The following is a 12,244-nucleotide window of genomic DNA, read 5'->3' as shown; positions in this document are numbered from 1 at the left end:
TTCGGAACACCAGACGTTAGCAAATCTGTATCCAAAAGAAAGAGGACAATGCTGTGAAGAAGAGTTGGATTTTAGGGTTTGTGGGTGTCCTGACGGCGGTGTTTGCCGGAGCATTCTTGGCTGTGCAACTGGACCGGGCCATGAATAACAAGCCGCCAACGCTCACGCTTGATGGCAAGCGGGACGCTTTCGATGGCGCCATCCCGGTCAGCACAGAAGGCGCCGTTGCCACCCCCGGCGACTTCCGGCTCGCTGCCAAGAAGCTTGCTCCGTCCGTGGTCTCAGTCGACAACTACATGTCGTCCTATTTCTCCTTCGACGACAGCCGCCTTGAGCGCGCCGCAACCGGCTCCGGTGTGATTATCAGCTCGAAGGGATATGTGGTCACGAACAACCACGTTGTGGAAGGGGCACAAGCCGTTCGGGTCCGTCTCGGTGACGGCAGATCGTTCCAGGCCAAGGTCGTCGGCACCGATCCTCGATCCGACGTTGCCGTCCTCAAAATAGAGGCGACAAATCTGACACCGGCACAACTCGGCGATAACAGCAGACTCGAAGTCGGGGAATGGGTGATTGCGATCGGCAATCCGCTCGGCTACGACAACACCGTGAGCGTTGGAGTTGTCAGCAACCTCAACCGTACCCTCAGCACCAACGGCTCAAGCCTCCTCGTGGATGCGATACAGACAGATGCAGCCATCAACCAAGGCAACTCCGGAGGGGCTTTAGCCAACGCCTCCGGTCAGATCGTCGGCATCAACACCGCCATCATCAGCAACACCGGAGGCAGTATCGGTCTCGGGTTCGCCATCCCCATCAACACAGTCAAACGGGTCGCCGACGAGATCGTCACCAACGGACGCGTCCGTTATGGCGAGGTGGGCGTACGGCTGTTCAATCAGGCCGGTTTGCTCGAAAGCGACGAGTTCCGCAGTTTCATTAACGAGCGCATTGGATCCATGCCACCAAAGCAGTCATACGGGCTCGCCATCCGATCTGTTTTCCGTAACAGCGCCGCCACCAAAGCGGGCATTCAACCCGGCGACATCCTTCTTGAGATGGACGGAAAGAAGCTCGTTGAGCCTCTCGACTATGTCAAAGGTCTCTTTGGCAAGCGAATTGGGGATCAGGTCTCGCTAAAATACTGGTCCCGCGGTTCTACAAAAACCGTTACCATCACGTTAAGTGAATGAGAATTCAAGGAGCATTTGTCTCGCCCTTATCGTCGGAATGATTGTAAGGCTCGCCGCGAGCCATGAACATTGATATGTCAGGTTTATACGACGGTCTCAAGGAGTTTCTCGAAGTTCTGCCCGCAGTGGTCAGGGAGAGGCTTGAAAGGACCGGAAAACTCGAAACGCTCATCGAGGTTGTGCTTGATTACGGACGCCCTGCCGAAGCAAGGTACCGCGATCATGTCGATCGATGGGAAGACGTTGTCGTGTCTGAACACGACATCGACTTTGTTACGCGTTCTATCGGTGAGTTTGGCGTAGACAACCGAGCTGGCATTGAGCGCACGCTCCACAGAATCTCATGTATCCGTAATCGCCATGAAAAGGTGATTGGATTGACGTGCCGTGTCGGACGTGCCCTCGAAGGCACCATTGACATGATCGACGATCTCGTCCGCTCGGGCGCTTCGATTCTTCTTCTGGGAAGACCAGGGACGGGAAAGACCACCAAGCTTCGCGAAATCGCCCGCGTCCTTGCCGATGAGGTTTCAAAGCGGGTTGTCATCGTCGATACTTCAAACGAGATCGCCGGGGACGGCGATGTCCCGCATCCTGGGATCGGGTCGTCTCGCCGTATGCAGGTCAGGACGCCTGTTGAACAACATGCGGTGATGATTGAGGCCGTTGAAAACCACATGCCCGAAGTCATCGTTATCGACGAGATCGGTACTGAAGCGGAGGCTCTAGCCGCCCGGACAATCAATGAGCGCGGCGTGCAGCTTATCGGCACCGCGCACGGGCAGACTCTTGAGAATTTGATGCTGAATCCGTCGCTCTGCGACCTTATTGGTGGCATCCAGGCGGTCACACTTTCCGACGATGAAGCGCGACGCCGAGGCACCCAAAAAACGGTCCTTGAACGAAAAGCCCCGCCGACTTTCGACGTGGTGATTGAGCTGATCGACTTTGAACGCCTCGCCGTCCACTCCAATGTCCAAAAGACTGTCGATCTTCTTCTGCGGGGTGTCCCACCAAGGCCAGAAGTTCGGGTGCGGACCGACGCAGGCAGCATCGAAGTCGTGCAGCATGAGCTCGCCGGTGAGTTGGACGATCCTACGTTCAACAAAAAATATCCGTCACTCTCACGCCAACCGGGCGAAGTTGCTCCTGACACGGCCTCAACCAAATCGGGCGCTTCCAACGGAAACATCCCCGATAATGGTGCGAAGCCAGGACTGATCCGCATCTTCCCCTACGGCATCGCTCGAACGCGCCTTGAGCGCGCCATCCGCGAAAAGCGCGCCGCCGCCTACGTCACCGGTGATATCCATCAGGCCGACGCGATCATGGCGATTCGCTCCACCTATCAAGCCAAGCCGCGTAAACTGCGCGACCTGGCGGGTCGTAACGTGCCAACCGTTGTCGTCAAGTCGAACACATACAGCCAGATTGCACAAGGCCTCGACGATATCCTCAAGGGCGCTGGAGAATCGAAAGATCACGAGATCGAAGCCCTCGACGAAGTTCAAAAGGCGATTGAAACCGTGATGCAGACCGGTAAGCCGTACGACCTCACCCCCCAGCCTGCGACGATTCGCAAGATGCAGCACCAAGTCACGGAATCGAAGAAGTTGGCGAGCGAAGCGGTGGGTGAAGAGCCGCACAGACGCATCCGTGTACTCCCTGTGAGACTGGCATAGAGCTTTTCGTCGAGGTTATCGAGGCATTTCGTTTTCGAGGATCGGACCCACAATGCCCTAACGCCCCACGCCAAATTGCCCCTTTTTCCACATCCTCAGGTTCAAATCACACAAACCTAAAGTCGATTGCGAGGTTTGAAACCTAAACCTCGTAAACATGCCTGCCGAAAGACATGGTGGGATGAACCGAGGAATTTATGCGACAGCAACGGGAATGATGTCGGCGCAACGTGCGCTCGAAGTCAATGCCCATAACTTGGCCAACCTCAGTACCGTTGGCTATAAGCGACAGGCCGTCGCATTCGCGGAATCCTACGAAAGACTCCTCCAGGCAGATGGCGGCAAAGGCCGCGTTCTGGGAACCCTAGGCAGCGGCGCAGTTGAGAAAGGAGAGTTTGCTGTCTTTGAGGAGGGCCCACTACTTATGACCGGTGAGCCGCTCAATATGGCGATTCGCGGCACGAAGGGGCTCTTCGCAGTGGAAGAGGAAACGCCGGACCTGACCGGCAACCGGAAGATCTCGTACACCCGGAACGGCACTTTCATCACCGACGAAGGCGGAGTCCTTCGTACTGCTGACGGAAGAGCTGTTCTCGGAAGCGACCTCCAACCCATACAGGTGCCGCTTGGCACCGTGATGGTTGGCATAGATGGCACGATAACCGTCGATGGACGGGATGTCGGCCAAGTCGGCGTGTTTGACGGAGATTTTAAGGAGATTGGTACAGGACTCTGGAAGAGCACGAATGCTCAACCCATAGACATGACGGACCCCAACAACAGCGTTCAAATCAAAAACGGCGCGGTCGAGGGTTCCAACGTTCAAGCCGTCAGTGTGATGCTGGAGATGATCACGCTGAATCGAAGTTTCGAACTGTCGCAACGGTCGATCCAACAGCAGGACGACATGACAGGACGACTGATACAAAGCCTTCAAGACCGATAAAGCGCTGGACCGATCGGAGCTCGCAAGGGCGACGTAGGAGGCGGCACGGAATCCAGGATGTGATTCCGACGAAGGGTCAAGGAAGGCGAACGATAACATGCGCAGAAGCGCAAGGGAGATATCGACGCCATGATGCGAGCGTTAACGACAGCGGGGACCGGTATGGTCGCCCAACAGTTTAATCTGGACACGATTGCCAACAACCTGGCAAACGTCAATACAACAGCTTTTAAGGAACAGCGCGCAGAGTTTGAAGACCTCGTCTACCAAACATTAGGCGCATCGGGCGCAGGAACTGCGGGCGACGCACGCCAAGCGGTGCCGATTCAGGTCGGTCTCGGTGCACGGTTCTCGGCAACGTCCGTCAACGGAAACGTGGGCGCGCCCATCAATACGGGCAACCCGCTGGAGATGATGGTCAACGGCGCGGGCTATTTCCAGATCGAAAGCCCGAGCACCGGCGAAACCCTTTATACGCGCGACGGCAATTTCAAGGTTGACGGCGACGGCAATATCGTCACGAGCATGGGCTTCAAGGTTTCCCCGAACATTACAGTCCCTGCCGGTACAACCGCCCTCACTGTTTCTCAATCGGGAATCGTCAGCGGCGTTCAGCCGGGTCAGAATGAGGTTACACAGCTCGGACAAATTACCGTAGCCGTGTTCCCCAACCCCGCTGGTCTTACGCGCATCGGAAACAATCTGATGCAAGGCGGCGGATCTAGCGGTGAGCCTCAAGTCGTGACCCCTGGCGAGCAAGGATCGGGATTCATTCAATCAGGATTTATCGAAGGCTCAAACGTCCAGATCGTCGAAGAAATGGTTCGGATGATTACCGCCCAGCGTGCCTACGAAATCAACTCCAAGGCCGTGCAGACAGCCGACGAGATGCTCGGCACGCTCAACCAGCTCAAGAGGTAGGAGTTAGATGATCGTCACTCTCCTCACCACCATCCTGCTCGGACAAGGGCCTACACTCGGCGTCAGTATCGACGGCGATGGCTACCTTCGCTTTGGCGATCGCGGTCGTGTTGTCTACTCCAAAGAGGCCAAGCTGACCGTCAACGAAAGCGGACGCCTTGCCCACACAAGCGGACAAGTGCTGCTGCCCTCCGTCGAGGTGCCAGCAAACACCGAACGCTTAGGCTCCGATCTTGAGGGTCACATAAGCGCAACGATCCGTGGTGAAAAGAGGATCATCGGACGTATTGTCCTTGCCTACTTTGAGTCAGAGCCCACTCTGACAAAGCAGGGAGAGTTCTTGATCGCACGATCAAGACCACAGCTTCTCGATCCCGGCGAAAGGATGGCAGGGGTTGTGCGGGTCCAGGGCGGCAACGACGTAAGCCCAGCTCGAACCGAGCCCTCGAACACGCCACCGCAAACGCAACCCGTGGCTACTGGACTCATCCGCATCGAAATCTCAGAGACCGTGATGACCTCCGCTGATCGCATCAAGCTTGGAGACATCGCCACGATTTCAGCCAAGGAAGCTGAGTTCGCCAGACTCCGGGAAATCGATCTTGGCACGACGCCACAGCCGGGTATCCCACTTCGCATTAGCCGCGAAACGATCCTTTACCAAGTCAAAAGGCTTGGCTACAACACAGCTACTCTTGATCTCAAATCTCCCCAAACCATAACGGTTCACAGAGAGGGTCAGATCATCACCCAGGCGCAGTTCTTGGAAGCAGCCATCAAGTTCGTGCAAGAAAGACTTGGCGTTGCCATCCCGCTTTCTGGAGATTCGGCAGGACCTGACTTTCACGCACCCAAGGGAGTGCTCCAGCTTCGCATGGAATCCATGTCACCCAAGGACGCGCAAATGCAGGTCGTCATGGCGGTGTTTGTGGACGGCAAGCGGCTCAACTCACGGACGATTAAGCTCGACGGCGAAGGCCTCACGGCAGGCGTCAAAGCCGGACAGCTTGTCAAGGTTCGCTTTATCACCTCTGGCTATGTAGCAGAGATTAGCGGACGCTCGCGACAAAACGGAATGTTGGGACAGACGGTCGAAGTGACCGTGCAGTACGACGGCCCCGGATCAACTACAAGCCACGCGGCGACCGTCGTTGGCAACGGAATCGTGGAGGTAAAGCTATGAACACACGAAAGCTTTTTTGTTTGACAACGCTCGCGCTCCTCAGCGCAAGCTCGTTCTCCCAAGGGTTGAACGATGAATATCCCGGCTCGCTATGGCCCAAGAGCTACAAGAATCCTCTTCTCGACCGAACGGCTAGAACGGAGGGCGACATCTTAACGGTCCTGATCAGCGAAACGTCAGCCGCTCAGTTCAATGCAGGCACGACGACGAGCAAGAAGGAAGCAAACAACGTCGCTCGCCTGAACATTCCGATCATCGGTGGCTTCCTCCCTGCACTCGGAACGAGTGGGGACCTGTCATCCGACGGCAAAGGCACAACTAGCCAGAACGGCAAGCTCGTGGCAAAGATGACCGTGATCGTGAAAAAGGTCATGGAGAACGGCACGATGGTCATCGAAGGCACGCGGTCGGTGCAAGTGAACAAAGAAACACAGACTTTCAAACTGAGCGGGATCGTCCGGCTTGACGATATTCGGAGCGACAACACCGTGCTCAGCGAGAACATCGCTGAAGCTGAAATCAAAGTCGATGGCAAGGGCGCGATCAGCGACCGCCAGCGACGTGGATTCCTCAGCCGAATCCTGGACTGGATTTTCTAACGAGGTAAAGCCATGAAGAACACGATTTTATCTATCCTATCTGTCGCAGCCATCAGCTTTGCCGCCGCTCAAGGCGGAGGACCCCAAGGCTCAGGCAATGGCAATAACCCGCCCAAAACCCAGGGCACAGGACAGGGCAATGGTCAAGGCGGACAGCTCACCAAAGAGGAGATGGAGCGCCTAAAGCAACTGAGCGAGAATGAGCAGAAGTGGCGACAAGAATTCATTAACTCCGAGAAGAACGGCGTCGAAGTCCGCATTAAGGACATTGCTCGATTTCGAGGAGTCCGTGGAAACCAACTCCTCGGCTACGGTCTGATCGTTGGCCTTGAGGGTACTGGCGACTCCAAGAGCACACCCTTTACCCAGACTTTGCTCGCGAACGCCCTCAAGAATTGGGGAACGCAAGTGGACCCGAATTCACTGAAGTTGCGCAATGTAGCCGTTGTCGCGATCACAGCCGACCTCCCGCCGTTTACGGTGCCGGGCAACGATATTGATGTCACCGTCCAGTCGATCGGAGACGCTAAGAGTCTGCAGGGCGGCACCCTCTTGCAAGCCCCGCTTTACGCGGCAAACAGCAAGGAGACGGTCTATGCCGTCGCTCAAGGGCCGATTAGCATCGGCGGATTCAATATCGGCAGCGGAGGCAACAGTGTTCAGAAGAACCACTCCACAGTAGGGCGAATCCCCTCCGGTGGCATCGTCGAGACGCCGGCGCCAACCAAGTTCGTGTTCGACGGCAAGCTCTACATTGAGCTCGACGATCAGGACCTAACGACGGCACAGCGCGTGAGCGACAAGCTCGGGCAAGCGTTCCCGAACTATCAGACTCGGCCGCTCAACGGTGGCACGATTGAGGTTAGCTTGCCGGTTGGCAAGGCACCGATTGAAGCGATGAGCGAGATCGAACTGACAACGGTCTACGCCGACGTTCCTGCAATTGTCGTGATCAACGAGCGAACGGGCACGATCACGCTCGGTGGCAACATCAAGATCGGGCCGTCAGTAGTCATCAAGGGCAGCCTAAACATTCGCATCACCAAAGACCCGGTCATTAGCCAGCCGAACCCACTGACACTGGGACAAACCGTCGTGACGGAACAAACCACCGTTACCGCCGAAGAGGACACGGCACAAGTGGCGATTATGGGACCAACGACGACCGTCTTCGACCTTGCCAAGCTCTTCCAAGCACTCAAAGTTACGCCGAGAGACGCCATTGCGATCCTGCAAGACCTGCAGTCGCAGGGTGCGCTCAAAGCAAGGGTGAAGGTGAACTAATGCAGATTAAGATTGCCCTCAAAGATGCCCTGATCGCCAAGCAGGCTGAGCCTCAAATACAGAAGCTCGCCAAGGCAACGGAGGGCGTAGAGGCGATGTTCCTCAAAGACCTTCTCGGAATCATGCGCAAGTCTGTCCTCAAGACCGACAAGCCTATGCCAGGAAGCGACATTTATTACGACATGCTAGACCAGGCTCTCTCGGAGAACATGGCTAAGAAGGGCTCTCTCGGCATCAGCAAGATGATGATGGAGACCATGAAGCCTGCGATCCTTCAGGCGGAGGCAGAGAAGTTTGCCGCCGCTGCAAAGGCTGAGACGATGAAAGCCGTCCAGCGTGCTAAAGCGACCGTGAACACCGCGGTCCGTGACCTTGTCGACGAAGCTGAAAAAGCTGTCGGCGTCCCAATCAAGATTTCTACGTCGGGCCGGTAACGGCAGGAGAACAAGGAGAAGACATGCAAACGCGTGAACTACAAACACTGTGGTGGGATTGGCTCAGCACTTCGGAGCGATTGCTCCGTTCGCTACATGAACAGACTGCGGCGCTAACGCTCCGTGACGTCGAACGCGTGGAGAGAATTCAACCCGAACTCGACACTCTGACAGAAAAGATGCGAGCCATCGACGAACAAGCTGCAACTTGCGCAAAGAAGCTGGCCGAAGAAGCGGGCGCCGAGCCCAATCTTCGAAGCTTGGTGCAGGTCCTGGAACAGGCCGAAGCGCAGCAGGTTCAAGCTCTCGCAAACCGAGTCATCGTCGCTTCCCGAAACGTGCAGAACGTTTTCGCGAAGAACAAGACCCTGATTCAGAACGAACTGACCTATGTGAACGGAACGCTGACGCTGATCGCCAAGACCGCTTCGGAAACGAAGACACCTTACGAGAAGCCGACACACGCCGCCGTTCTCATCAACCAGGCGGCTTAAGCCAAGGAGACTGCCATGCCCAATGCATTTCACGGAATAGGGATGATGTCGCAGGCGCTCCGGGCTTTCCAGCGCGGCCTCGATGTCACCGGCCACAACATCGCGAACGTCAACACCGTTGGCTATTCGCGACAAACGGTCGAGTACGCCCAGATGCAGCCAACGACGTTCTTCGGAGCGGGGCAGCCATTCGGGCTCGGCAATGGCATTACCATTAGCGGTGTTAATCGCATTCGCGATATGTTTTTGCAAGAGAGAAGCGTTGGTGCACAGGCGGACTTGGGACGTTACCAAACGCTCGCATCGTCGATGCAGCAGATCGAGCCACTGCTCAACGAGCCTGGGCCGAACGGGATCAACGATGCACTGAACAAGTTCTGGAACGCTTGGTCGGGGCTCGCCTCAAACCCGAGCGACGCCGAGGCACGACGACAGGTTCAGACTGCGGGCGACACCCTGTCCATGCGCATTCGCAATCTCTCGAATGACTACAGCCGAGTAAGCACTCAGGCGATTGGCGAACTGAACTCAACCTTTAACCAAATCGACGACTTGGCAAAGCGGATTTCCCAGCTCAACCTTGAAATTAAGCAGAAGGGAGGCGTGAATGGCGCAGCCAGTGACCTCCTCGATCAGCGTGATCAGGCTGTCGAGCAACTTGGGAAACTCGTGCCCGTCAACACATTCGAGCAGGATGACGGCTCTTACGTGGTGTACATGGGCCAATTCTCGTTGGTCGATGCTGGTGGGGCTCATGGAATACCAAGAACCTATGACCTCTCGACAAACACCGTCTCGAACGGGATGACGTCGTTTGCCGTGAAGTCTGGAAAGCTCAGGGGCATCTTCGATACCCTCAACCAGGTTGCGAGCTACCAAGGAAAACTGGATACCTTCGCAAACGAGCTTCGTGATCGGGTTAATTCCATGCACCTCGCGGGCACCAACCCGAATGGCACGACCAATATCGCCTTCTTCGATCCTGCTTCGACGGGAGCGATGGACTTTAAGCTCGAAAAACTCATCCAAAACGATCCGAACAATATCTCCAGCGGAACCTCTGGAAATCTCGGAGATGGCTACCTTGCCCTTTCGTTGTCTCAGCTCCGAGACGCCACCCAAGCGGGGCTTGGAAACCTCACCTTTGGAGGGTTCTACAGTGACTACGTGGCCCAAGTCGGACGCGATAGTCAAGCCGCTGCGTCGGCCTACGGAACTCAAGGGGCAGTGATCGCGCAAATCCAAACGCAGATACAAAGCATCAGCGGAGTATCGCTCGATGATGAGATGGCAAACATGCTCAAACTTCAGCGAAGCTACCAAGCTGCAGCCAAGACCCTCTCAATCCTCGACCAAGTAACCGAAGATATTATCAATATGGTCCGGTAACCGGTAATTTCACTGGGGTAAGCAATGAGAATTTCTACGGCATACCAATACGAAACGTACTCGCGAGACATCGCGAAGGCGCAAGAGAGCTATCTTGCCGCCCAACGTGCCGTGACCACTGGAAAGCGGGTGAACCAGCCAAGCGACGATCCGTTCGGTACCGGCAATATCCTCAAGCTCGGAAACATGCGCGACGCCTCGAATCAGTACATGAAGAACCTCCAAACAGGAGCGACCTTCATGAAGTTCACGGAAAGCGCGCTTGAGGAAACCGTCACCGGTTTGCGCCGTGCCTATCAACTCGCCGTATCAGGAGCGAACGGCGCTACCGATCAGACAAGCAGAGTTGGTATGGTTGAAGAGATTCAACAGATCCAGAAGAGGCTCTTGGATACGGCAAACAGTCGTGGACCGAACGGAAAGTATCTCTTTGCGGGACAGACCTCCGATCAACAACCCTTGACACTGGTTGGCGGTGTCGTCCAAGTGAACGGAGGCAATACGCAAGTCTTTGTCGAGAGTGCGCCAGGGCAGACGATCCAGATCAACTCGGTCGTTGCTCAAAAGATGGCGGATGCCTACAACAATCTCGAAGAGCTCAAGAATCACCTCACCTCGGGTGACACAGGCGCTCTGAGCGGAATAGACATTCCTGCGCTTCAAGGCGCGATGGATGGCTTTAACTATGAGCGTGGAAAGGTGGGCGCAAAGCTCAAAGAAGTCGAAACTGGTCTCGCAATGATGCAACGCCGGTCCGACGAATTTACAAAAGCGATTTCCGACACGGAAGAAGTCGACATGGCGGAGGCGATCATGAAGTATCAAGCCGCCGAAACCGCGTACACCGCGGCCCTCAATGTCGCGAGCCAGGGATTTAGGCTCAGTCTGATGGACTTTATTCAGTGATAACCATGAGCATAAATCAACTTAGCGGCACACGTTTCGGAAGTGTCGAATATCTCAATGAAGACGTGATCGAGTTTGATCGCGGAATGATTGGATTCGATCACCTCACACACTTTCTTATCGTCTCTCACAAACCTGAGAGCAAGTTCCGATGGCTACAGTCCATCGAGGAACCGGCTATCGCCTTTTTGGTTGCGGATCCGTCGCAGTTTATCGACGGCTATTCCGTCGAGATTGAGGATGAAGACACGTTTGAGATGCAGATCACAGCGGAGACATCAATGATGCTTCTCACGACTGTCTCCATCCCCAAGGGCGAGCCAGACAAGCTCACGCTCAACCTTGCTGGGCCAATCGTCATCAACCTCGAGAATCGGCAAGGCCGACAGTTCGTCGTCGAGACGAGCAGTGTTACACTCCAGGCGTCTCAAAAACAGCCTGCTGTTACCGCTGCGTAGCGGTTTTTCAACCTAGCCAGGCTCAGTCCGGAGTATAGTGTAAGGACTGAGCTTGGAGCGGTTCCGGCTCACTACAGCCACGGAGGGCGAACGAGCATGCTGGTTCTGACGCGAAAAGTACATCAGAGCATTATCATCGGAGACGAAGTAGAAGTTGTCGTGCTTGAAGTCCGTGGCGAACAGGTCCGGCTTGGGATACGCGCTCCGAAAAATGTTGCCGTCCATCGCAAAGAGATTTACGATCAGATTCAGGTCGAGAACGTGCAATCCACCGAAGTCAGCCCCGACGATGTTCCGGAGTAAACACGGATGAAGCAAGACCACGGGTTGGGTTTTGCCGTTGCGTTATCCATTGTCTTGCTCATCGCAAGTATCCCAGTCGCATGGTGGTCGCTTCGCGCGGAAATCTCCGGCCTCACAGATCAATCATTGCTCCTCTCTATCACCGTTCCCGGAGCTGGCAGCTGCGCCGTTGCACTTCTCAGCAGCCTGATGAGACCAATGTTCGAACCCAGGCGGTTGAATCGCTGGCACCTGTTGCTCTTGCCACCCATGCACATCGCGTTAATGGCAATGATCGTCTCCATGGCGACTACCTCGAAGGACTCGATTCAGGTTGTGAGCGAGCTTGGGAAAACGCTCTACATCTGGCATCGTTGGGACACTCTAATAGCGACTCTTTTTGTTCAAGTCGGCTTCCTGGGTATTGTCCTCATCCTGCAGCGCGTGTGGCTTTCGCGCAAGTCTCGGTAAAA

At 55.5% G+C, this 12,244-nt stretch carries 14 protein-coding genes; all 14 read left to right on the top strand.

From position 1 onward, the window contains the following. The first annotated feature begins 53 nt into the window (after positions 1-53). The 14 genes from KF784_12640 (at position 54) to KF784_12575 (ending at position 12,242) form a co-directional block, all read left to right on the top strand. Positions 54-1,193, top strand: a complete 1,140-nt coding sequence (locus KF784_12640; GenBank protein ID MBX3119906.1) for a trypsin-like peptidase domain-containing protein — start codon at positions 54-56, stop codon at positions 1,191-1,193. 74 nt (positions 1,194-1,267) lie between these two features. Continuing rightward, positions 1,268-2,875, top strand: coding sequence for an AAA family ATPase (locus KF784_12635; protein MBX3119905.1), 1,608 nt, complete (start codon positions 1,268-1,270; stop codon positions 2,873-2,875). Positions 2,876-3,032: 157 nt separating this feature from the next. Further along, positions 3,033-3,821, top strand: a complete 789-nt coding sequence (locus KF784_12630) for a flagellar hook-basal body protein (GenBank protein MBX3119904.1) — start codon at positions 3,033-3,035, stop codon at positions 3,819-3,821. A gap of 129 nt (positions 3,822-3,950) precedes the next feature. Further along, entirely contained in the window at positions 3,951-4,742 is a 792-nt protein-coding gene (gene flgG / locus KF784_12625; protein ID MBX3119903.1) for a flagellar basal-body rod protein FlgG, read from the top strand. A 7-nt stretch (positions 4,743-4,749) separates the two neighbouring features. Next, positions 4,750-5,925 (top strand): hypothetical protein, encoded by a 1,176-nt coding sequence (locus tag KF784_12620; protein MBX3119902.1) that lies wholly within the window; start codon positions 4,750-4,752, stop codon positions 5,923-5,925. Continuing rightward, complete coding sequence (locus KF784_12615) at positions 5,922-6,524, top strand: flagellar basal body L-ring protein FlgH (protein ID MBX3119901.1); 603 nt, start codon at positions 5,922-5,924, stop codon at positions 6,522-6,524. The genes KF784_12620 and KF784_12615 overlap by 4 nt, the downstream gene beginning before the upstream one ends. 12 nt (positions 6,525-6,536) lie before the next feature. Continuing rightward, positions 6,537-7,808 (top strand): flagellar basal body P-ring protein FlgI, encoded by a 1,272-nt coding sequence (locus KF784_12610; protein ID MBX3119900.1) that lies wholly within the window; start codon positions 6,537-6,539, stop codon positions 7,806-7,808. Next, on the top strand, positions 7,808-8,242 hold the full coding sequence (locus KF784_12605) for a rod-binding protein (GenBank protein ID MBX3119899.1): 435 nt from the start codon (positions 7,808-7,810) through the stop codon (positions 8,240-8,242). Before KF784_12610 ends, KF784_12605 begins: the two co-directional genes overlap by 1 nt. A gap of 23 nt (positions 8,243-8,265) precedes the next feature. Then, positions 8,266-8,736, top strand: coding sequence for a flagellar export chaperone FlgN (gene flgN / locus KF784_12600; protein MBX3119898.1), 471 nt, complete (start codon positions 8,266-8,268; stop codon positions 8,734-8,736). 15 nt (positions 8,737-8,751) lie between these two features. Then, entirely contained in the window at positions 8,752-10,125 is a 1,374-nt protein-coding gene (flgK, locus tag KF784_12595; GenBank protein MBX3119897.1) for a flagellar hook-associated protein FlgK, read from the top strand. A 24-nt stretch (positions 10,126-10,149) separates the two neighbouring features. Beyond that, on the top strand, positions 10,150-11,031 hold the full coding sequence (gene flgL / locus KF784_12590; protein MBX3119896.1) for a flagellar hook-associated protein FlgL: 882 nt from the start codon (positions 10,150-10,152) through the stop codon (positions 11,029-11,031). Positions 11,032-11,036: 5 nt separating this feature from the next. Beyond that, a complete protein-coding gene (gene fliW, locus KF784_12585; GenBank protein MBX3119895.1) occupies positions 11,037-11,489 on the top strand; it encodes a flagellar assembly protein FliW in 453 nt (150 codons plus the stop codon). A 96-nt stretch (positions 11,490-11,585) separates the two neighbouring features. Next, positions 11,586-11,792: a carbon storage regulator CsrA gene (gene csrA / locus KF784_12580; GenBank protein MBX3119894.1), complete on the top strand. Its 207-nt coding sequence runs from the start codon at positions 11,586-11,588 to the stop codon at positions 11,790-11,792. Positions 11,793-11,990: 198 nt separating this feature from the next. After that, complete coding sequence (locus tag KF784_12575; GenBank protein ID MBX3119893.1) at positions 11,991-12,242, top strand: hypothetical protein; 252 nt, start codon at positions 11,991-11,993, stop codon at positions 12,240-12,242. Positions 12,243-12,244: the final 2 nt, after the last annotated feature.

It is taken from the genome of Fimbriimonadaceae bacterium (genome assembly GCA_019638775.1).
Lineage (GTDB): Bacteria > Armatimonadota > Fimbriimonadia > Fimbriimonadales > Fimbriimonadaceae > JAHBTD01.
Note: the sequence above shows the minus strand (reverse complement) of the source record. Positions and strands in the feature narration are given on the sequence as shown.